The sequence below is a fragment of the Streptomyces sp. NPDC002125 genome (genome assembly GCF_053593715.1).
The window spans coordinates 104,419-129,008 of sequence record NZ_JBSFDD010000008.1; the positions used below are offsets into that span (position 1 = coordinate 104,419).

Sequence of the window (24,590 nt, forward strand, 5' to 3'; positions counted from 1 at the left end):
CACTCAGCGTACCCAGTGGATACGACGATGCCGCCGCCCAAACAAATGAGCGACGGCATCGGCATTGACCTCAGGGGGCGGGGGTCACTCCCACTCGATCGTCCCCGGCGGCTTGCTCGTCACGTCGAGCACCACGCGGTTGACGTCGGCGACCTCGTTGGTGATGCGGGTCGAGATCTTCGCCAGCGTCTCGTACGGCAGACGCGACCAGTCGGCCGTCATGGCGTCCTCGGAGGAGACCGGGCGCAGCACGATCGGGTGGCCGTAGGTGCGGCCGTCGCCCTGGACGCCGACGCTGCGGACGTCCGCGAGCAGGACCACGGGGCACTGCCAGATGTCGCGGTCCAGGCCGGCGGCGGTCAGCTCCTCGCGGGCGATGGCGTCGGCCTCGCGGAGCAGGTCGAGCCGCTCCTTGGTGACGTCGCCGACGATGCGGATGCCGAGGCCGGGGCCGGGGAACGGCTGGCGCTGGACGATCTCCTCCGGCAGGCCGAGCTCCTGGCCGACCATCCGGACCTCGTCCTTGAACAGCTGGCGCAGCGGCTCGACGAGCTCGAACTCGATGTCGTCGGGGAGGCCGCCCACGTTGTGGTGGGACTTGATGTTGGCGGTGCCGGTGCCGCCGCCGGACTCGACGACGTCCGGGTAGAGGGTGCCCTGCACGAGGAAGGCGACCTCGGGGCCCTCCTCCTGGAGGATCTCCAGCTGCGCCTGCTCGAAGACGCGGATGAACTCGCGGCCGATGATCTTCCGCTTCTGCTCCGGGTCGGACACACCCGCCAGGGCGTCGAGGAAGCGCTTCTCCGCGTCGACGACGACCAGCTTCGCGCCGGTCGCGGCGACGAAGTCCTTCTCGACCTGCTCGGTCTCGCCCTTGCGCATCAGACCGTGGTCGACGTACACGCAGGTGAGCTGGGAACCGATGGCCTTCTGCACGAGGGCCGCGGCGACCGCGGAGTCCACGCCGCCGGAGAGACCGCAGATGGCGCGCTTGTCGCCGACCTGCTCGCGGATGAGGGCGACCTGCTCCTCGACGACGTTGGTGGTCGTCCAGGTCGGCTCGATGCCCGCGCCCCGGTAGAGGAAGTGCTCCAGGACCTGCTGGCCGTAGGTCGAGTGCATGACCTCCGGGTGGTACTGGACGCCGTAGAGCTTCTTCTCGTCGTTCTCGAAGGCGGCGACCGGCACGACGTCCGTGGAGGCGGTGACGGTGAATCCCTCGGGGGCGGCGGAGCAGGCGTCGCCGTGCGACATCCAGACCGGCTGCTCGGTGGGCGTGCCCTCGAAGAGGGTGGAGCCCGCCTTGGAGACGGCGAGCGGGGTGCGGCCGTACTCGCGTGCGCCGTTGTCGTCGACCGTGCCGCCGAGGGTGGTCGCCATCAGCTGGAAGCCGTAGCACATGCCGAAGACCGGGACACCGGCCTCGAACAGCGAACGGTCGATGCTGGGCGCGCCGTCCGCGTACACCGAGGACGGGCCGCCGGAGAGGATGATCGCCCGGGGGTTCTTGGCCAGCATCTCGGCCACCGGCATCGTGGACGGGACGATCTCGCTGTAGACCCGGGCCTCACGGACGCGGCGGGCGATGAGCTGGGCGTACTGGGCGCCGAAGTCGACGACGAGGACCACGTCGGTGGTGATGTCGGCGGCGGCGGGGGGTGCTGCTGGCACGGGGCGGCCTTCCGGCGGTGAAGAGGGGTCGGTCCTCCCAATTCTACCGGCCGTGGAGCGACGCCCCGCCGGGCTCCCGTCTCACCATCCGGGCCCGGCGTGGACCGGGCACGGGGGCGGGGTCCATACTTGCCCCCATGCGTCAGCACACGACCTTCGTCTTTACCTATGGCACCCGGCCCGCCGGCTGCCATGGTCGTGCTGCTTGAGCAACTGACAAGCAACGTTCCAGGCGCCCCGGGCCGACAGGCTCGGGGCGTTCTGGCGTTCCGGACCTGTCGCTCCGGGGCCCGCAAGCCCCCAGGAGTCACGGATGACCAGCACCGCACCCACGAAGACCGCCGCCGAGCGGACCGGCGCGCACACCGACGAGGCCGCCTCCCTGATCGGTGACGCGCGGGGCCGGATCGACGCACTGGACGACCGGATCATCGGCCTCGTCCAGGAACGGATGGCCGTATCGGCGGTCATCCAGGAGGCGAGGATCACGTCCGGCGGCCGCCGGGTGAACCTCTCCCGGGAGATGGACGTGCTCGCCCACTACAGCGACGCGCTGGGCAGGCCGGGCACGGCACTCGCCATGACGCTGCTGGAGCTGTCGCGCGGCCGGGTGTGACGTACGGGCGGGGAGCACGGCCGGGTGTGACCTACGGGCGGGAACCACGGCCGGGTGCGACGTACGGGCGGGAAGCGCGGCGGCCGGGTGTCACACACGTACGGGAGAAGCGCCCGGCCGGGTGCCGCGTGCGGGAGGGTGCACGGGCGCACCCGCGTTCGGGCCCGGTCTCACCCGTACGGTGCGTGACCGGGCGCCCGAGGGCTTCGTTGGTCCAGGTGTCCGCGCCAGCCAGGGGCGGCAGCATCGGCAGGAATCCACGCGTGGCTCCGCCGGGACGTGTGGCGTGCCGCTGGTACGTCGTGGGACCGCGTTCCGGCGCGTGTGACCGGTCGGCAGGGGACAGCAGCCCGGTCACCCATGTGCGGCCGGCCCCGGGGACGCCCGGGACCGGCCGCCCTCGGACTTCGTATCGCGGGCGTCAGACCCGCTCGGCGCGGCGCCTGGTCGTCGCGTACAGCACGCATCCGGCGGCCAGGGCGATCACCGCGGCCCCCGCGACCGTCAGCGCGGCCGACCCCGTGGAGGCGAGGCCCCCGGTGTCCGTCGACGCGGAGCCGGACGTGCCCGTCGTACCCATGGCGTCCGGGCCCGACGCGGACGCGGCGCCCGCGGTGCCGGAGGACGGGGAGCCCGGACCGCCCGCCGCGCCCTGAGTGCCGCCGGTGGCTCCGTCCGACGTACCGCCGTCGCTCTCGGAGCCGGGGTCCGCCGCGTTGAGCACGAGCCGGGCGGTGTTGTCGGAGCCGTCGGGGTCGAAGGGCAGGGCCGGGTCGCCGGGCCGGGTGCTCCGGACGGTGACGACGCCCGAGGCGTCCGGGACGGACTCCTCGATCCTCAGCTCGAAGGGGAGCGCGATGTCCGCGCCGTCCCGCACGGTCATCGACGAGTCGCAGAGGTAGCGAGGCGCGCCGAGCTGTTCCTCGCGGTGGCCGCCGGCCGCCGTCACGCCCCGGCAGGAGACCGGCTTTCCGGTGACCACCGCGCCCTCGGGCACGGTGACGTCGAGCGTGGCCACGGGCTCGCCGGAGCGGAGGTTGCCGATCCAGGCGGGGCCCTCGTTGCGGAAGCCGACCTCGGCCGTCACGGTCTCGCCCTCGGCGCCTTCGGCCTCGGCTCCGTACGCCCTGAAGCCGGCCGTGTTCTCCGTGCGGAAGTCGGCCTCCTGCTGGTTGTCCCCCGGCTCCAGGTCCAGGCCCCGGGCGGCGGAGGTGACCTTCTGCAGGGTGAGCTCCGGGCCCGTGCCCCGGGTGAAGGGCGCTCCTGCCCGTTGCGCCGGGCGCTGCGCGGCGCCGCCCTCCTGGATGCGGTAGAGGAACGTGTCGTAGTACGCGCGCTCGGTGGCCTCGACCGAGAGCGGCACCGCGAGCGTGTAGGTGGCGCCCGGTTCGAAGGAGCCCTCGACGGAGCAGAGGGCGGTGGACCAGGCGAAGCCGTCCTGGGGCTCCTCCCCCGCCTCGTCGTCGTACGCGCAGTTGGCGTACCGCTCGGGTATCTCCAGGCCGCGGGTGTACATCAGGGTCAGCAGGACACCGTCGGCGGCCGTCGTCCCCTGGTTGCCGAAGGTGACCGGGGCCGGCTGTACGTCGCCGGGCCTCATCTCCCCCTCGAAGGCGATCCGCTTCATGACCAGGTCGGGTCCGCCGACGGTGACCTTCGTGGTGAAGGGGGCCAAGGTGGCCCCCTCCGACTCGCCGGTCACCCGGATCATGCCCGACGCGCCGTCCGCGCTGCCCTCGGCGGCGGTGAGGTCGAGGTCCGCGATGCCGCTGAGCCCGGGGCGGACGCCGTTGTCGTGGCAGACGGCGGTGGCACCCGTGATCGCGCACTCCGCGCCGGTGTCCTCGGCGACGGAGACGTCGGCGACGCCCGCGACGCCGCTGAGGTCGACGGTGTACGTCACCGCGCCCTCGTGGCCGGCGCCCTCCTCGTCGCCGTCCGGGTTGCTGACGGTGAGGCCGAGCGAGGTCTTCCGCGGGGAGCCGCTCTCCGGATACGGGTGCAGGGCCGTGTCCGCGGGGCCGCCGATCGTGAGGACGGGACCGTCCGCCCGTGCCGGGGTGCCGACGGCGAGCGAGCCGGCGGCCAGCAGCCCGGCGGCGGCGAGCCCGCATGCCGTACGGAGCGGCGCGGTTCTCGGGGAAAGGCGTGTCATCGCGAACCTCTGGGGATCGACGGAGCTGTGTGACTGCTGTGACTCGGTACGGGTTCGACCGCACAGCGGCGCGAAGAGTTGCGCCGGTCACGATCACGGATTGGGCACGGCGGGCGGATGTGGCGAGCGCCACATAAGGATTGTGTGAAACGTGGGACAACCGTTGCCCCGGTTCACAGGTCATGCATGGCGAACACCACCGGCTCGTCCGTACCCCACAACGGAGATCCGCTCATCTTTCGGCCGTACCGCAGCCAGCGCGGTACCACGGACCTGCTGAGGCCCCCTATGAAGCTCCGCCGCACCCTGGCACTCGCTGCCGCCACCGCCGTCATAGGCCCGGTCGTGCTGCTCTCGGCGCCGGCCGCGTTCGCCGACACCGAGACCACCACGACCGAGACCGTCTCGCCCACTCCGACCGAGACCGAGTCGGAGACGGCGTCCCCGACGGTGACGCCGGAGGCCACGGAGACGGCCGAGGAGACGGAGACCGCGTCCCCGACCCCGACCGAGACGGAGACGGAGACGGCGTCCCCGACCCCGACCGAGACCGAGTCGGAGACCGCCTCCCCGACCCCGACGCCCACCCCGTCCGAGACCGACGACGAGGAGGAGGGCGAGGACCTCGGCGAGTGCGAGCCCCAGCCCCTGGAGCTCTCCATCAACGGCCTCTCCGGCAAGATCGCCCGGGGCAGCGGCTGGGACCGCTTCACCTTCAACGTCTACAACGACTCCGACAAGACCGTGAAGAACGTGGCGTTCTTCGCGGGCGCCGCCGCCGACAAGGCGGGCGAGCAGCTCTTCACCTCCAAGCAGGTCCGCCTCCAGGCGCTCAACGACGGCACCTGGGAGGACCTGGACGAGCTGGGCACCTCGTCCGGTTACGTCGGCGAGACGGACGAGATCAAGCCGGGCTACGAGGTCGACATCGACCTGCGCCTCAAGGTCGAGGCGAGCGCCCCGATCGGGGCCGGCTTCAGCCTCGGCGGCGGGCTCGTCTTCGGCGAGGAGCTCGAGGCCGTTCCGTGCTTCACGGACGTCGCCTACAAGTTCCAGATCGTGAAGGCCGGCGGCGAGGACGGCACGAAGCCCCAGGAGGGCGGCAAGGTCCCCGTCCCCACCACCCCGCCGACCGGCGACACCGCCCAGGTGACCGGCAGCCTCGCCGAGACCGGTTCGTCCTCCAGCACCCCGGTGTTCGCCCTCGCGGGCGGCGCGGCCGTGGTTCTGGGTGCCGGCGCGATGTTCATCGTGCGGCGCCGCAGGAACGGTGACGCCGCCGCGTAAGGCGTGTCACCGGTAGGTACGTGAAGGGGCTGCACTCGGAGGGGGGTGCAGCCCCTTGGCGTTCGTACGGACGGCCCGGTCGCGACGTCCGTATCCACGGGCACCCCGGTCCGTAAGGGCGCCCCGTCGCGGCCTCGTCCGTACCGGCGCCCCGGTCGCTCAGGCCTCGGAGGCGGCCTTCCTCGGCGGGACCGTCGGCATTCCCAGGAACGGCAGCTTCAGCGCGCCGAACGCCTCCTGCGGCACCGCGGGTGCCTTGGGCGCCACGGCGGCCAGCCTTTCGTAGGCCGCGTCCTGCGCCGGGCGCGGGTCCTCCTCGCCCTTGTTGGGCCAGAAGGACATCGCCCGCTCCGCCTGCGCCGTGATGGTCAGAGACGGGTTGACGCCGAGGTTGGCGGAGACCGCGGAGCCGTCGACCACGGAGATGCCGGGGTGTCCGTACAGCCGGTGGTACGGGTCGATAACCCCCTCGTCCGGGCCCGCTCCAATCGGACAGCCGCCCAGGAAGTGCGCGGTGAGCGGGGTGCCCATCAGCTCCCCGATGTTCGAGCCCGCGAAGCCGTTGATCTCCTGGGCGAGCAGCGTCGCGCCCTGGGTGGCCTCGGCTATCTGGGTCGGGTTGGGCGAGCCGTGGCCCTGCCGGGCGGTGAGCAGACCCTTGCCGACGCCGCCGGGCTTGCGGTACGCGGTCAGCGAGTTGTCCAGCGACTGCATGACGAGGCCGATGATGGTCCGCTCCGACCAGCGCCGGTTGGACAGGGAGCGCATGGTGAGCCACGGGTGCCTGGCCACGTTGCCGAACCAGCTCAGCACCCGGTGCGTGCTGTAGGGCACCTGGAGGATGGTCAGCGCGCCCATCGCGTTGGAGCCCTTGCCGTATCGCACCGGCTCGATGTGGGTGTTCTCGTCGGGGTGGATCGACGAGGTGATCGCGACGCCCTGGGTGAAGTCGGCCTTGGCGGTGCCGTGTTTCTTGCGGTAGCGGCGGTCGCTGGTCTGCGCGCCCACCAGGCCCTCGGAGTTGGTGCGGGTCAGCTCCCCGAGCCGGGGCGAGAGTCCGGGCAGCAGCCCTTCGTCCTTCATCGTGTGCAGCAGGGTCTGCGTGCCGTACGTCCCCGCCGCGATGACGACCTTCCGGGCCCGCAGCACGGACGGTGCCGCCTTGCGCCGCCGGTTCGTCGGCACGGTCGACACGCGGTGGCCGCCGTCCCCGTCCTCGGTGACCGCGACGACGGAGGTCATCGGGTGGATGACGGCGCCGGCCTTCTCGGCGAGGTACAGGTAGTTCTCGTTGAGCGTGTTCTTCGCGCCGTGACGGCAGCCCGTCATGCATTCGCCGCACTGGGAACAGGCCTTGCGGGCGGGGCCCGCGCCGCCGAAGTAGGGGTCGGCGGCCTCTCCCCCGGGCTTCGTCAGCGCCGTCCCGTCGGCGTCCTGGCCGTCGCCGAAGAACACGCCGACCGGTGCGAGGTGGAAGCTGTCGCCGACGCCCATGGACTCGGCGACGGCCTTGAGGTGGACGTCCGCCGGGGTCACGGTCGGGTTGAGCCGCACCCCGAGCATCCTCTTCGCCTGGTCGTAGTACGGCGCGAGCTCGGCCTTCCAGTCGGTGATCCCGGCCCACTGGCTGTCCTCGAAGAACGGCGCGGGCGGCACGTACAGCGTGTTGGCGTAGTTGAGGGAGCCTCCGCCGACCCCGGCTCCCGCCAGCACCATCACCTTGCCCAGCAGATGCACGCGCTGGATGCCGAACAGGCCGAGGGCGGGAGCCCAGAGATAGTTCTTGATGTCCCAGGAGTTCTTGGGGAGCGTCTCCCGCGTGAACCGCCGTCCCGCCTCCAGGACGCCGACCCGGTATCCCTTCTCGCTCAGCCGCAGGGCCGTGACCGCGCCGCCGAAGCCCGATCCGACGACGAGGACGTCGTAGTCGTACGCGTCGCCGTCCGTCGCCGGAGGGGCAGGTACGGCCTGATTCTGGGCAGGGCTGTCCTGGGACATGGCTCTCCTCGGTACGAAAAGGGCAGGTAGGGGGCGGGGCGCTGAGGTGGTGCTCAGCGCAGCCGGAAGGCCTTCATCGCCTTGAGGCTGCGGCTCATGAAGGCCGCGTACTTCTCGTCGTCCATCCCGAAGGCCGGCGCGAGGGGGATCAGCCGCTGCTGGGCGACCGTCTGCGCCTCGGTGTACTTGAGGATGCCCTCGGAGCCGTGCCTCCGGCCGAGACCGGAGTCCTTCATGCCGCCCATGGGCGACTGGACGCTGCCGTACGCGGGTGCGTAGCCCTCGTTGATGTTGACGGTGCCGGTCCGCAGCCGCGCGGCGACGCGGTGGCCGCGTCCCGAGTTCTTCGTCCAGACACTGGAGTTGAGGCCGTACGGGGTGGCGTTGGCGAGGGAGACCGCCTCGTCGTCGTCGCTGAAGCGGTAGATGGAGACGACGGGTCCGAAGGTCTCCTCGCCGCACACCGCCATGGGTGCCTCGACGCCGTCCAGGATGGTCGGCTCGTAGAAGAGCGGGCCGATGTCGGGACGGGCGACACCGCCCGCGACGAGCGTGGCGCCCTTCTCGACGGCCTCGGCGACATGCCGGCTGACGGTCTCCAGCTGCCGCTCGCCGACGAGGGAGCCCATGTCGGCCCCGTAGGCGAGGGAGTTGCCGAGCCGCATGGCCTTCGTACGGGCGGCGAAGCGCTCCACGAAGTCGTCGGCGACGGACTCGTGGACATAGAGCCGCTCGATGGAGATGCAGAGCTGTCCGGCGGAGGAGAAGCAGGCGCGGACGGCGCCCGCGGCGGCCTTCTCCACGTCGGCGTCCTCCAGGACGAGCATGGCGTTCTTCCCGCCGAGTTCGAGGGACACCCCGACCAGCCGGGCGGCGGCGCCCTGCGCGACCTCGCGGCCGGTGCGGGTGGAGCCGGTGAAGGAGACGTAGTCGGCGCGGCTGACGACCGCGGGGCCGACGACGGGGCCCTCGCCCAGGACGACCTGGAAGACCTCGGCGGGCAGCCCTGCCTCGATCAGCAGGTCACGGGCCCACAGCGCGGTGAGCGCGGTCTCCGTGTCCGGCTTCATCACGACGGCGTTGCCGGAGACGAAGGCGGGCAGCGCGTCGCCGACGGAGAGTTCGAGCGGGTAGTTCCAGGGGGCGATCTGGCCGATGACCCCGCGCGGCTGGCGCAGTTCGGTGACCTTGGTGAGGGTCGGGACGACCCCGGTGTGCCGCTTCGGCTTCAGATAGGAGACGGCCTTGCGCCCGTAGTGGCGGGCAGCGACGGCGACGGCCTGCACCTCCTCGTGGGCGTGCAGCCTGGCCTTGCCGGTCTCCAGCTGGATGAGGTCGAGGACCTCGGACTGGCGCTGGAGCACCAGGTCGTGGAAGCGGAGCAGCACGGCGGCCCTGGCCCGGACGGGGGTCGCGGCCCAGACGGGCTGGGCGGCACGGGCCCGGTCGAAGGCGGTGTCGACGTCCTCGGGGGTGGACTCGGGCAGGTCGGCCAGCTTCTCCCCGGTGAAGGGGCTGTGGTTGGCCGTGCGGCCCGAGCCGACGACGTCACGGGTCAGCTGGGCGACCACCTCGGGCGTCACCACGTCGGCTGCGGTGCGCGCGCCCGCGGGGGCCGCGGCCACCGGGTTGGTGCCGACGCGGGTGCCGGGGGCGGCGGAGGTGTTCGTGGAGGCCTGCGAGTCCGTCATGAGGGCGAGAGTATGTCCAGCCGCCCACTTTGGGTACCCGTGGGTAACAGGTTTTCACAGACCCCGCCGGAGACGCGTCCCCCGTCCGGCCATACAGCCAGTGATCACTGGCGGCATATCCGCTGATCAGGAGTGATGCGCCACGCATCCGGGCCTCGGACGTCAGGAATCGTGAATCTTCGGACACCCGCGCGCCCCGTACGGACGGAGCCGCGCCGCAGGGGCGCTCAGCCCGCGCTCCGGGGCGGCTGCCAGCTGCGCAGCATCGTCTCGAAGCGCTCCAGGCTCTCGTCCCAGTCCTCCTCGGGCCCCGTCATGTAGAGCGCGTACTCGGGGCCGCCCTCCTCGGCGAAGTACATCTGGTCGATGCCGTAGCGCTGGCCCGGATGGTCCTTGGACTCCACCCAGGTGAACTCCCAGAGGGAGCCGGGGCGGTCGCGGAAGACGTTCCGTTCCATGGAGAGGCGTTCGTAGCCCGGCAGGCGTACGGACAGGTCCCTCTCAAGGCTCTGGGTGTGCGCGTACGCGCTGTCGAAGTCGGGCTCCGGGTCGAGGCTGATCCGGATACGGTGCGCTCCGCCGTCCGGGGTGTAGTCGATCTGGCCGTTCTCCGTCTGCCGCACCCAGCCGTCGGGCACGAGGAGGCTGAAGCCCTCGGGGTCCTGGACCCGGCTCCAGCCGTCGGGTATCTCCGTGGAGGCCACCGGTTCGCCCGATTCCGAGGGCTCCTGGCCCTTCGACGGGTCCGCGGAGGAGGAAGGGGAGGGCGCCGGGCCGTCGGTGACCCGGTCCTCCGCGCCACCGGCCGTGCTCACGCCGTTGTCCCCGTACTTCATCGCGACGAGCCCGCCCCCCGCGCCGATCAGCGCGGCCACGACGACCACCAGCAGGACGGTGCGCCACCGGTTCCCCCCGCGCCGGGCCGTGGACACGGAGGTGTACGGGGGCGCGGGCGGCGGCTGAGCGAGCCTGGCCGTCGAAGCCTCCGGGGTGGAGAGGGCGCGCAGGTCCTCGTCGGAGATCCGCTGCGTCGGCACGTGCGCCTGCGCTGCCCGGGGCCTGCGCCCCTCCATCGCGTCCAGCAGCATGCGCTCGGCCTCTTCGGCCGTCGGGCGGTCCTCGGGGGCCTTGCGCAGCAGCGCGGTGATCACGGGCGCCAGCGCGCCGCCGCGCTGCGGCGGGGGCGGCTCCTCGGTGACGACGGCCTGCATGGTGGAGATGGGTGAGGTCCGGCGGAAGGGCGAGCTGCCCTCGACCGCCGTGTAGAGCGTGGCGCCCAGCGACCAGAGGTCGGAAGCGGGGCCGGGGTCGCCGCCGCGTACCCGCTCGGGCGCCAGATAGTCGATGGAGCCGACCAGTTCGCCCGTCCTGGTGATGGTGGAGTCACCCTCGATGGCGGCGATCCCGAAGTCGGTCAGCAGCACCTGCCCGTCACGGGCGAGCAGCACGTTGCCCGGCTTCACATCGCGGTGCAGCACCCCGGCGCCGTGGGCGGCGCGCAGGGCGCCCAGCACATGGAGCCCGATCCTGGCGGCCTCACGGGGCTCGATCTCGCCGGACTCCTTCGTGGCGTCGGCGAGCGAGGGCCCGTCGACGTACTGCATGACGATCCAGGGCCGGTTGTCGTACTCGATGACGTCATGGACGGTGACGACCCCGGGGTGCGTGATGCGCGCCGCCGCCCGTGCCTCCTTCTGCGTACGGGCGTGGAGCACGGCCCGGTCCGCCTCGGCGGCGTACAGTCCCGCGGTCAACTCCTTGACGGCGACGGTCCGGTGCAGCACTTCGTCATGGGCGCGCCACACCTTGCCCATGCCGCCCCGGCCCAGGACGTCACCCAGCCGGTACCGCCCGGCCAGTACGATTCCCGCGTCCGTTCCCTGCCCGTTGTCCACGTGTGTCCCCGCCCCGTTCCTTGGGACGACAGGTTACGGACGGGAGGCGGCGCGACGTAACCTCGCACCGCTCACGAGACCGCACTGTGATGCTTGTCGCGCACAGCCGCCGTCCCGTCAGGAGCCCACCCTGTACGAGGAGATGGCCTGTTCGTAGATGTCGGAGACCTTGTCCCGCTCGTTCTCCGGACCGATGACCTGCACGATGTGGTACCTGCCGTCCACGATCATCACCAGGTTGCGGACGTACACCTGACGGCCACCGCTCTCCTGCCAGGTGAACTGCCCCTCGGCCATGGCCTGTTTGCCGACGTCGATGCGGCGGACGCCCGTGGAGGTGGCCCAGCTGGACTCCCGGAAGGGCTTCAGCTCGGGCTCACCGGTCCGCTGGTAGTCCAGCGGGTCGTTGCCGTGTGCCTTGACGGTGTCCCGTCCGGGCACGACCAGCACGCTGAACCCGTCGCTGCCGTAGCGGATCTGGCGGTCCGCGTTGGCCGGGCTGCGCTGCCAGTCCTCGGGCACACCGATCTCGAAGCCCTCCGCGTCCTTGCGCAGCTTGTAGCCCGCCGGGAGGGCGACCGCGGAACGGCTGGTCTGCGGTTTCTGGGTCGAGCCCGAGGACTCCGGCGCCTTCGAGGACGGCGACGCCCCGGTGGACGCGCTGTCGCCGGGCTGCTGGTCCGCGGGTGCCGCGGAGTCCGCGGGCGCCGCTCCGGCTCCCGTCCCCGAATCCGCCTTGGGCATGAACATCACGGCGTAGGTGATCGCCGCTGCCATCGCCAGCAGGATGAGCACCAGCAGCAGCCTGCCGAGCCGCCGAGGCGCCCTGCGGCCGGGTGCCGGCTCGCGCAGGACCTTGGGGCCCTTGGGCTCGCGGGGTGCGCGCGGCGGCTTCTCGTACGCCTGCCGCTTCTCCTGGCGCCGCTCCTGGCGCGTCTCCTGCCGCTGCGGCTTCCCCTGCCGGTGCCGGCCGTGCGCGGCGCCGCGTCCCCGGCGGCGGCGCACGAGCTCGCCACGGCGGCGCACGATCGGCAGACGGGTGGCGTCGGCGGGCGGCATCTCGACGAGGTCGGTGCCCGCCTCGGGCTCGGGGGCCGAGCGCACGAGGGAGCGCAGCCAGCCGCGCAGCTCCTCGAAGTCGGGGCGCTCGGTCGGATCCTGGCGCAGCAGCGACTCGACGACGGGGCGCAGCGGGCCGCACTCCTCCGCGAAGGCGGGCGGCTCGCCGCAGACCATCTGGACGAGCTCGGCGGCGTTCTCCTCGGGATACGGGGCATGGCCCTGCACCGCGCGGTAGAGCAGGGCGCCGAGCGCCCACAGGTCGGTGGAGGGGCCTATGGGCGGGGCCAGCTGCCAGTTGTCGTGGACCGGGCCCGCCTGCTCCGGCGCCCACCGCTCGGTGACGGCGCCGACGACGGCGATACGTGCCTGCCGGGCGCGTTCGGCGGCGAGGGGGGTGGCGGGGCCGCGGTAGGCGGGCGTGGTGCCCCTTCCCGCGACGACCTCGTCCCATCCGCCCGCGGGCCGGCCTGCCGGGACGGGCTGCGGCAGCCGGTCCCCGCGCTCCACGGAACCGCTGCCGAGGCGCTGGGCATCGGCGCGCAGCGCGTCCTCACCGGAGCGGCCGGGGCCGCCGGAGCCACCGGCGGGCACGGGGCGGCCGGAGCCGGGGCCGTCGCCCCAGGTGCCCGCGAGGTGGACGCGGCGGGGAGGCGGCGGGCCGCCCGGGTCCTCGTCGTCGTCCTCGTCATCCTCGTCGTCGTAGCCGTAGGGATGCGGGCCCTCGGCGGGGCGGCCCCAGGCGCCGGTCAGCTGCGGGGGGCCCGGGACGGGCGGAGCGGCGGGCTCCTCCCGCTCGCCCGTGCCCGTTTCGTGCTCCTGCTCCTGCTCCTGCTCCGGGGCGGACGTACCCGCCTCGCGCCCGTGATCCGCTTCCGCGCGCTTGCGGTCCTCGCCCGCGCGGGCGGCTGCGCGGGCTCCCGCCCGGTAGGCAGCGATGGCCCCGGCCCTGGCGGCGCGCAGCTGCGCGGCGCTGCTCGCTCCGGGCTGCGCCACGGGAAGCGCCGCCGGGGGCGACAGCTCCACCTCGGCGCGGGTCCCGGGGGCCGGCACTCCGTCGGTGGACGCCCTGGGTGCGGGCAGGGCGTCGGGCACGCCGGGGCCGTCCTGGGCGGGCGGGGCGCCAGGCGCGCGGAACGACTCGTGCCCGGACGGCGGCACGCGGAACGCGTCCTGCCCGGACGGCGGCACGCGGAACGCGTCCTGCCCGGACGGCGGACCATGGAACGCGTCCTGCCCGGACGGCGGTTCCGGCGCGGGCTCCGGCTCGGCGGCGGGCAGCTCGAACGTCTCGGCCGGGCCGGGCTCCACGGCGTACGGACCGGCGGGGCCCGGCTCCACGGCCGGCGGCTCGTACGGACCGGTGGGGCCCGACTCCACCGCGGGCGGCCCGTAGGCGTTCTCGTCGTCCGGCTGCGGTACGGGGACATAGCCGCACAGCGCTTCCTCTGCGGCCCCCGCCGCGAGCCCGGTCAGCACGACCCGGCCGTCGTCGCAGACCAGCACCGTGCGGACCGTGATGTTGCGGTGCGTCCAGCCGTGCGCGTGCAGGACCCGCAGCGCCGTGAGCACGTCGGAGCCGATCTCGGCGGCGCGGTAGGGGTTGAGCGGGCGCTCGGCGAGGAGCGCGGCGAGCGGCCGGGCGGCGACCAGTTCGCTCACTATCCAGAGCGATCCCGCCTCGGCGAACACGTCGAAGACCTGGTCCAGGCGCGGATGGTCGGGCACCTGGGCCGCCGCCTGCGCCGCCTCGATCGCCCGGCGGACGGCGGGGTCCGTGGACCTGCGCACCGTACGTCCGGAAGCCCGCCTGGACGCCGAGGGCAGCCCGTCGGCGTCGAGCACCTCCGCGTCCACGACCTCCGGCAACGGCACCTGCCGGACGAGGACTTCCTGCCCGCTGTATGTGTCGAACGCCCGGGTCTCGACCAGTTCGTACGCATCGGACGGGGGCAGCGGAAGGCGGTAGCGGTCGGCAAGCACCCGACCCGCGTAGTCGTCCACGACGCCTCCCCAGAGCGCGCTGTTCCCCCGGTCATGAAGACCGCATGAATCCATCAATTGCGGTCACTTATCGTGCAATTGACCCATCATTGCGGCTGCGTACGGTCCTCGGCCTCTCACAATACGTGGCAAGTCCCGGCCGCGCGGCCGGGTCACCACAACCCGGCCACAACCCGTCCACGACCCGGCCCCTTCCGGGCCCCGTGCGGCTCAGTCGGTGGGCCCGAAGGTGGCGAACGCCGTCTCACGCAGGGTCCGGCACTCGTCGCCGTCCCACTCGTCCGCCTTGCAGCTGATCATGATCGAGTAGCCGTGGGTGGCGTCGGCCTTGAAGCCCCGGTTGAGGACCCTGACCCTCGTACCCTGCTGGACGCGTGTGAACTCCCAGTCAGCGACGGTCGGATAGCCGTTGTACTCGACCTTCCGTATCCCGATGTGCTTGTAGCCGCTGCTCAGACTCCTGGTGGCCGCGACAGCACCCGCCCAGGCGGCTGCCGCGTCGTCCTTCGGGGAGGCGTTGTAGTCGATCTGGATGCGAGGGAAGCCGCCGTCGGCGTTGTAGATCGCGCCCGAGTTCCGGCCCGCTATGGCGTCGAACCTGAACTTCTCCGGCATCGCGACGGAGAAGTGGAACTGCTTGTTCGTGACGGTTCTGAACCCGGCGGGAAGCGCGTCGGGGTCCGGTTCGCCGGACTCGGCCGCCGATGCCGAGGGCTCGGTGCTCGCCTCGCCCTTGCCCTGGCCGGTCTCGCCGCCCTTCTCCGTCCCGCTGTCCTCGCCCTTGCCCGAGCCGCCGGTGTCCGCCGCGGCGTCACCCCCGGCCGTCGTGCCGGCCGATGCCGTGGTGCCGTCCTTGGCCCCGCCGCCCTCGTCGCCCGCGCTGTCGTCGCCGAGGGTGAGCGCGAGGACCGTGCCGAGCACGGCCAGCACGACCACACCCGCGATGACGGCCAGCGTGCGGCGCGGCACGACATCGGTGATCGACGCGGTGGTCCTGGCGGGCTCCCCCGCGGGGCGCGACGGTGCGGCGGGCCCGGAGGCCGAGGCGGTGGCCGTCCTGGAGCCCGGCGCCTGCGACGGCGCTGCCGCCGCGCCTGCCGCCGGGGTCTTCGCGTTGCGCACGGACCGCAGCGCGCCGCGCAGCCGTTCCCGGGTGCTGTCCACCGCACCGGAGACGGCGCCGGAGACCGCACCGGCACCGCCGGCCGCGGCTCCAACGGCGCCCGGCCCCGCGGACGCGGGGGCGGAACCGGAGGCCGGGGCCCCTGGTGCGGAACCGCCTGCGGCCGGGTCGCCCGCGCCATGTGCCGTGCCGGCCGCGGAGGCGGCGAGACCGGCAGCCGCAGCGGTGCCGGCCGCCTTCTTGCCGTTCCTCGCATCGCTCCGGCCGGACGTGCCGCTCCTGCCGCCCGGTGAGTCGTCGACCGTGGGCAGCGCCATGACCTGGGTGGCGTCGGCGGGGGGCGGGACGGGCTTGTCCGGGGCGTTGATCACCGCGTTGAGCAGGACCCGAGCACCGGCGTCGTCGAGGCGCTGGTCGGGGTCCCTGGCCAGCAGGCCGTAGATGACCTCTTCCAGCGGGCCCGCGTGGACCGGCGGTTCGACCGGCTCCGTCATCACGGCGGTCAGGGTGGCGATGGCCGAGCCCTTGTCGTACGGCGGGCGGCCCTCGACGCTCGCGTACAGCAGCCCGCCGAGCGACCAGAGGTCGGCGGGCGGGCCCGGCTTGTGCCCGCGTGCGCGCTCGGGCGAGATGTAGGAGGGGGCGCCGACGAGCATGCCCGTCGAGGTGACGGAGGGGTCGCCCTCGACCTGGGCGATCCCGAAGTCGGTCAGGACGACGCGGCCGTCCTCGGAGATCAGCACGTTGGACGGCTTCACGTCGCGGTGGAGGATGCCCTCGCGGTGCGCCGAGCGCAGCACGTCGAGGATGGCGAGTCCGACCTCCGCCGCGCGCCTCGGTGTCAGCGTTCCGTCCTCGCGGATCACCTCGGCGAGCGACTTGCCCTCGATGAGTTCCATGACGATCCACGGCCGGTCGTCCTCGTCGACCACGTCGTAGACCGTCACCGCGCTGGTGTTGCGGATCCTCGCGATGGCCTTCGCCTCGCGCAGGGTCCGCGTGATCAGACGCCGCTTCTCGTCCTCGTCGATGGAGGACGGGAACCGGAGTTCCTTGACCGCGACCGTACGCCCCAGCGTCTCGTCGGCGGCACGCCAGACCGTGCCCATGCCGCCCCGGCCGAGCACCTCCCCAAGGCGGTACCGCCCCGCGAGGAGACGTCCGTCCTTGTCCCGTTGGGGCTCCTGCGCCTGCTCCGCCTCCGACATGCGTCCCCTCTGCGATCAACCCGCCCTGGCAGAGCGTCCATTGTCCCTCACCCCGGGACCGGTCATGGTGCCGGGTCCGGGGACGGCCATGACACGGCCCGGGGGAACGGCCCCCCGCCGCGCCGATGTCCAGGGCGCTTTCCGCCACCCGTACGCTCCGGCTCCGCCCGCGCGGTGAAGCGCGGGCCCGCCCCAGCGAACCACATCCCGCTCCCGGCATCGTCCTGCCTCCCCCGCCCGCCGTCGAGAGCCGCGCCCCGCCAGCCGCCCCGCAGTCACGCCGGAGGGCCCCGCGGCAACGCGCCACGACGGGCTCAGCCCTCGCTCCCCTCTCCCCAACACCCCTGACGGGACAGCCCGTACAAGGCGGGCGTCCGCCCCGCACCACCGTGGCCCGGCGGGTGCTCAGATCGGCACGATGTCCGGCGCCCCCAGCCGTGCCGCGTCCGCCGTGAGGTCGTCCGGCTGCCGCTGCGACTCCCGCTCCGCCTCCACCCGCTTGCGGTAGTGCTCCACCTCCCGCTCGACCTGGTCCGTGTCCCAGCCGAGCACCGGAGCCATCAGGTCCGCGCACTCGCGGGCGCAGCGGGTGCCGCGGTCGAAGGTCTCGATGGAGATGCGGGTACGCCGCGTCAGGACGTCGTCGAGGTGGCGGGCGCCCTCGTGCGAGGCGGCGTAGACGACTTCGGCGCGGAGATAGTCCTCGGCCCCGGCAAGCGGCTCGCCCAGCGAGGGGTCGCCCTGGACGAGATCGAGGAGTTCCTCCGTCATCGAGCCGTACCTGTTGAGCAGATGCTCCACCCGGACCACGTGCAGCCCGGTCCTGGCGGCGATCCTTGCGCGGGCGTTCCACAGGGCGCGGTAGCCCTCGGCGCCCAGCAGCGGGATGTCCTCCGTGACGCAGTCGGCCACCCGCTGGTCCAGGGCGTGCACCGCCTCGTCCACCGCGTCCTTCGCCATCACCCGGTACGTCGTGTACTTCCCTCCCGCGACGACGACGAGCCCCGGTGCCGGATGGGCCACCGTGTGCTCGCGCGAGAGCTTGCTGGTGGCGTCCGACTCCCCGGCCAGCAGGGGCCGCAGTCCGGCGTAGACGCCCTCGACGTCGTCCCTGCCCAGCGGGGTGTTCAGCACCGAGTTGACGTGTTCGAGCAGATAGTCGATGTCCGCGCTGGAGGCGGCCGGATGGGCCTTGTCGAGATCCCAGTCGGTGTCCGTCGTGCCGATGATCCAGTGCCGCCCCCACGGGATCACGAAGAGCACGGACTTCTCGGTCCGCAGGATGAGCCCGGTCGAGGAGTGGATGCGGTCCTTGGGCACGACGAGGTGGATGCCCTTCGACGCCCGCACGTGGAACTGCCCGCGCTCGCCGATCAGCGCCTGGGTGTCGTCCGTCCACACCCCGGTCGCGTTGACCACCTGCTTGGCCCTGACCTCGTACTCCCCGCCCCCCTCGACGTCCTGCATCCGCGCCCCGACGACCCGCTCGCCCTCCCGCAGGAAGCCGGTCACCCGCGCGCGGTTCGCCACCTGGGCGCCGTACCCCGCGGCCGTGCGCACCAGGGTCGCCACATAGCGCGCGTCGTCCATCTGGGCGTCGTAGTACTGGAGGGCGCCCACCAGGGCGTCCTTCTTCAGGGCGGGGGCGACCCGCAGGGCGTGGCGGCGGGAGAGGTGCCGGTGCACGGGCAGGCCCCGGCCGTGGCCCGAGGACACCGACATCGCGTCGTACAGCGCGACGCCCGAGCCGGCGTACAGCCGCTCCCACCCCTTGTGCTGCAGCGGATAGAGGAAGGGGACGGGCTTGACGAGGTGCGGAGCCAGCCGCTCCAGCAGCAGCCCCCGCTCCTTCAGCGCCTCCCGCACGAGCGCGAAGTCCAGCATCTCCAGATAGCGCAGCCCGCCGTGGATCAGCTTGCTGGACCTGCTGGACGTCCCCGAGGCCCAGTCGCGCGCCTCGACGAGCCCGGTGGAGAGTCCTCTGGTGGCCGCGTCCAGCGCGGTCCCGGCGCCGACCACGCCCGCTCCCACGACCAGCACGTCCAGTTCGCGCTCGGCCATCGCGGCCAGCGCCTCGGTGCGCTCCGCGGGTCCCAGTGTCGCTGTCCTCACTGCTGCCTCCCGGTAATCCCGGTGCATCGGGGTGGGTGGTACGGCACGGGAGCGGGGCCGGCCAAGCGGCCGGGCGCCCGTGCCCACCACTCGATTCTGTCCGCGGTCCACGACTTCAGCCACTGCCTGTGGACAACACCCGCCCTACAAGAGTCACAGAATGCGACATATAGGTCATATTTACGCCTAGTCTGACATTGCGCTGTCCCCAGCAGTTGCGCTTTCTGCCTTCTTGGTCTTAGGGAAAGGACGGCCCACATGCCGGCAGACCTTGCTGTCATCGGACTCGGTCACCTCGGCCTGCCCCTCGCCCAAGCAGCCGTCGGCGCGGGAATCCAGACCGTCGGCTACGACACCGATCCACGCCCCTTCGCCGAGCTCTCCGCGGGCCGTACGCCGGTCGAGGGATCTCTCAGCGCCTCCGACATCCGCAGGATGGTCGCGGGAGGTTTCCGGCCCACCGCCGATCCCGCCGAGCTGGGCCGGGTCCGCACCGCCGCGATCTGCGCCCCCACCCCGCTGGGGCCGGACCGTACCCTCGACCTCGGCGCCGTCACCGACTCGGCCCGGGCCCTCGCCGCGAGGCTGCGGCCGCACACCACCGTCCTGGTCGAATCGGCCGTGCCGCCCGGCACCACCGAGAACGTCGTACGCCCCCTGCTGGAGGAGGGCTCCGGGCTCCGCGCCGGACGCGACTTCCACCTCGCCCACTCCCCCGGCCGCCTCGACCCCGGCAACCGCACCCACGTCTACGGCAACACCCCCAAGGTCATCGGCGGCCTCACCCCCGCGTGCACCGAGTCGGCCGCGGCCTTCTACGGGCGGCTCACGGACAAGGTCGTACGGGCCCGGGGCCCGCGCGAGGCGGAGATGACGAAGGTCCTCGAAACCAACTTCCGGCACGTCAACATCGCGCTGGTCAACGAGATGGCGGTGCTCTGCCACGATCTCGGGGTGGACCTCTGGGACGTCATCAGGTGCGCCGAGACCAAGCCGTTCGGCTTCGAGCCCTTCCGTCCCGGGCCCGGTGTCGGCGGCCACGGAGCTCCGGTGGACCCCGGCTACTTCCCGTACAACAGCCGTACGCCCGGCCACCCGTTGCGCATGGTCTCGCTCGCCAAGGAGATCAACGACCGGATGCCCAGCTACGTCATCCAGCGCTGCGCGACCCTGCTCAACGAGCACGGCAAGTCCGTGCGGGGGGCCAGGGTCCTGCTGCTCGGGGTCACCTACAAGCCGGACCTCGCCGACCAGGAGGCGTCCCCCGCCCGTGAGATCGCCACCCGGCTGATGGATATGGGCGCCCAGATCGGCTACCACGACCCGCACGTCCTGGACTGGCGCGTGCGCGACCTGCCGGTGCCGCGCGCCGACTCGCTGTACGAGGCCGCCGCCGGGGCCGACCTGACGGTGCTTCTGCAGCACCACCGGACGTACGACCTCCAGGGCCTCGCGGTGAAGGCCCAGCTCCTCCTGGACACCCGGGGCGCGACCCCCGCGGGCGCCGCCCACCGGCTGTAGCGCGGCCCCGGGCGGTGCCCGCCGGATTCCGGTGGGCCGTGTCGGCGCGGGCTGCTAGCCTGCGGCGTCACTTCTCGCACAGCCGTGCGCACCGTCCCAGGGGGAACACCACCATGAGCCAGCCCGTGCAGCCGCCGAACCCGCAGCAGCCCGGCGGCGGCAATCCGTACGCCGCCCAGCAGCCCAACCCGTACGCCGGCCAGCAGCCTCCGGCCCCCACGGGCAACCCGTTCGCGGGCCAGCAGGGCCAGCAGCCCGGCCAGTTCGGCGGCGGCTCCTTCCCGCCCGCCCCGCGCCCGGCCGGCGGCAACGTGGGCCTCGGCGTGCTGGTCGCCCTGGGCGCCGCGGTCGTCGCCGCGATCCTCTACGGCGTCCTCGCGGGCTCCATCGAGCGCGAGGTCGGCTACGCGGCCGTCGGCGTGGGCTTCCTGGTCGGCTTCGTGGCGAGCAAGGTCTCCGGCCCCAGCCCGGCCGTGCTCGGCGCCAGTGCCGTCTTCTCCCTGGTCGCCGTGTTCCTCGGCCAGCTGATCGGCATGTCGATGATCCTCGCCGACGGTCTGGGCGTCGGCTTCTCCGAGGTCTTCTTCGACCACTTCGGCGACCTCGTGGACGTCTGGAAGCAGGAGGCCGACTTCATGACGTACCTCTTCCTGCTCCTCGGCCCCGTCGCCGCCTTCGGTGGAGCCCGCAAGGCCGGCTGACCTCCCGCACACGCACCGCGGCCCGGACCATCCGATGGTCCGGGCCGCGGTGCGTGGTGCGTGCGGTGTCAGCGGCGGTGCTGCGAGTCCGCCACCGTCACCTCGACGCGCTGGAACTCCTTGAGGTCGCTGTAGCCCGTGGTGGCCATCGCCCGGCGCAGCGCGCCGAAGATGTTCATCGAGCCGTCGGGGGTGTGCGAGGGGCCGGTGAGGACCTCCTCCGTCGTGCCGACGGAGCCGAGGTCGACCAGCTTGCCGCGCGGCACGTCCTCGTGAACGGCCTCCATGCCCCAGTGCCGGCCGCGGCCGGGCGCGTCCGTGGCACGGGCCAGCGGGGAGCCCATCATCACGGCGTCCGCGCCGCAGGCGATGGCCTTGGGCAGGTCGCCGGACCAGCCGACGCCGCCGTCCGCGATGACGTGGACGTAACGGCCGCCGGACTCGTCCATGTAGTCACGGCGCGCGCCGGCCACATCGGCGACCGCGGTCGCCATCGGGACCTGGATGCCGAAGACGTTGCGCGTGGTGTGCGCGGCGCCGCCGCCGAAGCCGACGAGGACACCGGCCGCGCCGGTGCGCATCAGGTGCAGGGCGGCGGTGTACGTGGCGCAGCCGCCGACGATGACCGGGACGTCCAGCTCGTAGATGAACTGCTTCAGGTTGAGCGGCTCGGCCGCACCCGAGACGTGCTCGGCGGAGACCGTCGTACCGCGGATGACGAAGATGTCTACGCCGGCGTCGACGACGGCCTTGGAGAACTGGGCGGTGCGCTGCGGCGAGAGCGCGGCGGCGGTGACGACACCGGAGTCGCGCACCTCCTTGATGCGCCGGCCGATCAGCTCCTCCTGGATGGGGGCGGAGTAGATCTCCTGGAGCCGCGGGGTGGCGGTCTCCACGGGCATCTCGGCGATCTCGTCGAGGAGCGCCTGCGGGTCCTCGTGCCGGGTCCACAGCCCCTCGAGGTTGAGGACACCGAGGCCGCCGAGCTCGCCGATGCGGATGGCGGTCTGCGGGGAGACCACCGAGTCCATGGGCGCGGCCAGGAAGGGAAGCTCGAAGCGGTAGGCGTCGATCTGCCAGGCGATCGAGACCTCCTTCGGATCACGGGTGCGCCGGCTCGGTACGACAGCGATGTCGTCGAACGCGTATGCCCGCCGGCCGCGCTTTCCGCGCCCGATCTCGATCTCAGTCACGATGGTGTGGCCTTTCCCTCTACGTCTGCGCTGTCCAGTATCCCCGACGCACACCTGAGGGGCGGTCCCGGGAACCCGGGTCCGCCCCTCAGCCGCTCGGATGCGTGTGCAGGCCGGGCTTACTTCCTGCTGTAGTTCGGTGCTTCGACCGTCATCTGGATGTCGTGCGGGTGGCTTTCCTTGAGACCCGCCGACGTGATCCGCACGAAGCGGCCCTTGCTCTCCATCTGGTCGACGGAGGCGGCGCCGACGTAACCCATGGTCTGGCGGAGGCCGCCGACCAGCTGGTGGAGGACGTTGGCCAGCGGGCCGCGGTAGGGCACCTGGCCCTCGATGCCCTCGGGGACGAGCTTGTCGTCCGAGGACACCTCGGCCTGGAAGTAGCGGTCCTTGGAGTACGACCGGCCCTGTCCACGGGACTGCATCGCGCCGAGCGAGCCCATGCCGCGGTACGACTTGAACTGCTTGCCGTTGATGAACATCAGCTCGCCCGGGGACTCCTCGCACCCCGCGAGGAGGCTGCCCAGCATGACGCTGTCCGCGCCGGCGGCCAGCGCCTTGCCGATGTCGCCGGAGTACTGGAGGCCGCCGTCACCGATGACCGGGACGCCCGCGGCACGCGCGGCGAGCGCGGCCTCGTAGATCGCGGTGACCTGCGGGACGCCGATGCCGGCGACCACGCGGGTGGTGCAGATCGAGCCGGGGCCGACGCCGACCTTCACGCCGTCGACACCGGCGTCGATGAGGGCCTGAGCGCCGTCACGCGTGGCGACGTTGCCGCCGATGACGTCGACGCCGACGCTCGACTTGATCTTCGCCATCCAGGCGAGGGCGTTGCTGTTGTGCCCGTGCGAGGTGTCGACGATCAGGAAGTCGACCCCCGCGGCGGCGAGCGCCTGCGCGCGGTCCAGCGCCTCGGGGCTGGCACCGACGGCCGCGCCGACCAGCAGACGGCCTTCGGCGTCCTTGGCGGCGTTCGGGTACTGCTCGGCCTTCTTGAAGTCCTTGACCGTGATGAGGCCCTTGAGGACCCCGGCCTCGTCGACCAGCGGGAGCTTCTCGATCTTGTGGCGGCGCAGCAGCTCCATGGCCTCCACGCCGGAGATCCCGACCTTGCCGGTGACGAGCGGCATCGGCGTCATGACCTCGCGCACCTGGCGCGACCGGTCCGACTCGAAGGCCATGTCACGGTTGGTCACGATGCCGAGGAGTTTCCCCGCCGGGTCGGTGACCGGGACGCCGCTGATGCGGAACTTCGCGCAGAGCGCGTCCGCCTCGCCGAGCGTCGCGTCGGGGTGCACGGTGATGGGGTCGGTGACCATCCCGGACTCGGACCGCTTGACCAGGTCGACCTGGTTGACCTGGTCCTCGATCGAGAGGTTGCGGTGCAGCACGCCGACGCCGCCCTGGCGTGCCATGGCGATGGCCATCCGGGCCTCGGTCACCTTGTCCATGGCGGCCGACAGCAGGGGGATGTTCACCCGTACGTTGCGCGAGATGAGAGTCGAGGTGTCGACCGCGTTCGGCAGAACCTCGGACGCGCCGGGCAGCAGCAGCACGTCGTCGTATGTCAGCCCGAGCGTCGCGAATTTCTCGGGCACTCCGTCGACGTTTGCAGTCATGACACCTTCCCCAAATGGCCTTGATCGGTGCGGATGTCCATGCTAACGGCCTCGCGGGGCGTCTCATTCCACGAGCAAGATCACCTAGCGGTTCTGTGCCTTCCTACAGAACCGCGGGGCCGCGCCGCCGGGCCTCGTCACTGGCCCGCGAGGGCCCTCAGCCTGCTCAGCGCACGGTGCTGGGCGACCCGGACCGCGCCCGGGGACATTCCGAGCATCTGCCCGGTCTCCTCCGCGGTCAGACCGACCGCGACCCGGAGCACCAGCAGCTCGCGCTGGTTCTCCGGAAGATTGGCGAGAAGCTTCTTGGCCCAGGCCGCGTCGCTGCTGAGGAGCGCGCGCTCCTCGGGGCCGAGCGAGTCGTCGGGCCGCTCCGGCATCTCGTCGGAGGGCACGGCCGTCGATCCGGGGTGCCGCATCGCGGCCCGCTGGAGGTCGGCGACCTTGTGGCCCGCGATGGCGAAGACGAAGGCTTCGAACGGCCTGCCGGTGTCCTTGTAGCGCGGCAACGCCATCAGGACCGCGACGCAGACCTCCTGCGCGAGGTCCTCCACGAAGTGACGGGCATCACCGGGGAGCCGGTTGAGCCGGGACCGGCAGTAGCGCAGGGCGAGCGGGTGGACGTGGGCAAGGAGGTCGTGCGTGGCCTGCGCGTCACCGTCGACGGCACGGTGCACCAGAGCACCGATCACCGTCGTTCCGTCCTCACGCATCGGACCATGGTGCCCTGATGC

General features: G+C 72.4%; 15 protein-coding genes. 4 read left to right on the forward strand and 11 right to left on the reverse strand.

What is annotated here, in order from left to right; genetic code table 11:
• Positions 1-84: 84 nt before the first annotated feature.
• Positions 85-1,671: a glutamine-hydrolyzing GMP synthase gene (gene guaA / locus ACWCQM_RS16285; protein ID WP_450915956.1), complete on the reverse strand. Its 1,587-nt coding sequence runs from the start codon at positions 1,669-1,671 to the stop codon at positions 85-87.
• 313 nt (positions 1,672-1,984) lie between these two features.
• Here guaA and ACWCQM_RS16290 point away from each other — a divergent pair, with 313 nt between their 5' ends.
• Positions 1,985-2,287: a chorismate mutase gene (locus ACWCQM_RS16290; protein ID WP_450915957.1), complete on the forward strand. Its 303-nt coding sequence runs from the start codon at positions 1,985-1,987 to the stop codon at positions 2,285-2,287.
• A 421-nt stretch (positions 2,288-2,708) separates the two neighbouring features.
• On the opposite strand, the gene ACWCQM_RS16295 is transcribed toward ACWCQM_RS16290, so the two are convergent.
• The gene (locus ACWCQM_RS16295; RefSeq protein WP_450915958.1) at positions 2,709-4,442 is read right to left on the reverse strand and encodes a peptidase; all 1,734 of its coding nucleotides are present in this window, start codon (positions 4,440-4,442) and stop codon (positions 2,709-2,711) included.
• Between the two features lie 186 nt (positions 4,443-4,628).
• Here ACWCQM_RS16295 and ACWCQM_RS16300 point away from each other — a divergent pair, with 186 nt between their 5' ends.
• Positions 4,629-5,729 carry an LAETG motif-containing sortase-dependent surface protein gene (locus ACWCQM_RS16300; protein ID WP_450915959.1) on the forward strand — a complete coding sequence of 367 codons (1,101 nt, stop codon included), beginning with the start codon at positions 4,629-4,631 and terminating at the stop codon, positions 5,727-5,729.
• Positions 5,730-5,888: 159 nt separating this feature from the next.
• On the opposite strand, the gene ACWCQM_RS16305 is transcribed toward ACWCQM_RS16300, so the two are convergent.
• From ACWCQM_RS16305 to ACWCQM_RS16330, 6 genes are all read right to left on the reverse strand, one after another.
• Positions 5,889-7,727, reverse strand: coding sequence for a GMC oxidoreductase (locus tag ACWCQM_RS16305; RefSeq protein WP_450915960.1), 1,839 nt, complete (start codon positions 7,725-7,727; stop codon positions 5,889-5,891).
• A 53-nt stretch (positions 7,728-7,780) separates the two neighbouring features.
• The gene (locus ACWCQM_RS16310) at positions 7,781-9,418 is read right to left on the reverse strand and encodes a succinic semialdehyde dehydrogenase (protein WP_450915961.1); all 1,638 of its coding nucleotides are present in this window, start codon (positions 9,416-9,418) and stop codon (positions 7,781-7,783) included.
• Between the two features lie 227 nt (positions 9,419-9,645).
• The gene (locus tag ACWCQM_RS16315; RefSeq protein ID WP_450915962.1) at positions 9,646-11,313 is read right to left on the reverse strand and encodes a protein kinase domain-containing protein; all 1,668 of its coding nucleotides are present in this window, start codon (positions 11,311-11,313) and stop codon (positions 9,646-9,648) included.
• A 117-nt stretch (positions 11,314-11,430) separates the two neighbouring features.
• Positions 11,431-14,376 (reverse strand): protein kinase, encoded by a 2,946-nt coding sequence (locus tag ACWCQM_RS16320; RefSeq protein ID WP_450915963.1) that lies wholly within the window; start codon positions 14,374-14,376, stop codon positions 11,431-11,433.
• Between the two features lie 210 nt (positions 14,377-14,586).
• On the reverse strand, positions 14,587-16,707 hold the full coding sequence (locus tag ACWCQM_RS16325) for a protein kinase domain-containing protein (RefSeq protein WP_450915964.1): 2,121 nt from the start codon (positions 16,705-16,707) through the stop codon (positions 14,587-14,589).
• A gap of 405 nt (positions 16,708-17,112) precedes the next feature.
• Positions 17,113-18,819 (reverse strand): glycerol-3-phosphate dehydrogenase/oxidase, encoded by a 1,707-nt coding sequence (locus tag ACWCQM_RS16330; RefSeq protein ID WP_450915965.1) that lies wholly within the window; start codon positions 18,817-18,819, stop codon positions 17,113-17,115.
• A 258-nt stretch (positions 18,820-19,077) separates the two neighbouring features.
• Between ACWCQM_RS16330 and ACWCQM_RS16335 the strand changes: the two genes are divergently transcribed.
• Together ACWCQM_RS16335 and ACWCQM_RS16340 are read left to right on the forward strand one after the other, a co-directional pair.
• A complete protein-coding gene (locus ACWCQM_RS16335; protein WP_450915966.1) occupies positions 19,078-20,340 on the forward strand; it encodes a nucleotide sugar dehydrogenase in 1,263 nt (420 codons plus the stop codon).
• Positions 20,341-20,453: 113 nt separating this feature from the next.
• On the forward strand, positions 20,454-21,041 hold the full coding sequence (locus ACWCQM_RS16340) for a hypothetical protein (protein ID WP_450915967.1): 588 nt from the start codon (positions 20,454-20,456) through the stop codon (positions 21,039-21,041).
• A 68-nt stretch (positions 21,042-21,109) separates the two neighbouring features.
• On the opposite strand, the gene ACWCQM_RS16345 is transcribed toward ACWCQM_RS16340, so the two are convergent.
• The 3 genes from ACWCQM_RS16345 to ACWCQM_RS16355 form a co-directional block, all read right to left on the reverse strand.
• A complete protein-coding gene (locus tag ACWCQM_RS16345) occupies positions 21,110-22,234 on the reverse strand; it encodes a GuaB3 family IMP dehydrogenase-related protein (protein ID WP_069171118.1) in 1,125 nt (374 codons plus the stop codon).
• Between the two features lie 119 nt (positions 22,235-22,353).
• The gene (guaB, locus tag ACWCQM_RS16350) at positions 22,354-23,856 is read right to left on the reverse strand and encodes an IMP dehydrogenase (protein ID WP_450915968.1); all 1,503 of its coding nucleotides are present in this window, start codon (positions 23,854-23,856) and stop codon (positions 22,354-22,356) included.
• Positions 23,857-23,993: 137 nt separating this feature from the next.
• Positions 23,994-24,569: a sigma-70 family RNA polymerase sigma factor gene (locus ACWCQM_RS16355; protein ID WP_030123887.1), complete on the reverse strand. Its 576-nt coding sequence runs from the start codon at positions 24,567-24,569 to the stop codon at positions 23,994-23,996.
• Between the last annotated feature and the right edge of the window lie 21 nt (positions 24,570-24,590).

What these genes read in the sequence shown, in the direction of transcription:
- ACWCQM_RS16290 (WP_450915957.1), top strand. Translation starts at nt 1,985, where the DNA reads ATGACCAGCACCGCACCCACGAAGACCGCCGCCGAGCGGACCGGCGCG.
- ACWCQM_RS16295 (WP_450915958.1), bottom strand. Translation starts at nt 4,442, where the DNA reads ATGACACGCCTTTCCCCGAGAACCGCGCCGCTCCGTACGGCATGCGGG.
- ACWCQM_RS16300 (WP_450915959.1), top strand. Translation starts at nt 4,629, where the DNA reads ATGGCGAACACCACCGGCTCGTCCGTACCCCACAACGGAGATCCGCTC.
- ACWCQM_RS16305 (WP_450915960.1), bottom strand. Translation starts at nt 7,727, where the DNA reads ATGTCCCAGGACAGCCCTGCCCAGAATCAGGCCGTACCTGCCCCTCCG.
- ACWCQM_RS16310 (WP_450915961.1), bottom strand. Translation starts at nt 9,418, where the DNA reads ATGACGGACTCGCAGGCCTCCACGAACACCTCCGCCGCCCCCGGCACC.
- ACWCQM_RS16325 (WP_450915964.1), bottom strand. Translation starts at nt 16,707, where the DNA reads ATGTCGGAGGCGGAGCAGGCGCAGGAGCCCCAACGGGACAAGGACGGA.
- ACWCQM_RS16335 (WP_450915966.1), top strand. Translation starts at nt 19,078, where the DNA reads ATGCCGGCAGACCTTGCTGTCATCGGACTCGGTCACCTCGGCCTGCCC.
- ACWCQM_RS16340 (WP_450915967.1), top strand. Translation starts at nt 20,454, where the DNA reads ATGAGCCAGCCCGTGCAGCCGCCGAACCCGCAGCAGCCCGGCGGCGGC.
- guaB (WP_450915968.1), bottom strand. Translation starts at nt 23,856, where the DNA reads ATGACTGCAAACGTCGACGGAGTGCCCGAGAAATTCGCGACGCTCGGG.
- ACWCQM_RS16355 (WP_030123887.1), bottom strand. Translation starts at nt 24,569, where the DNA reads ATGCGTGAGGACGGAACGACGGTGATCGGTGCTCTGGTGCACCGTGCC.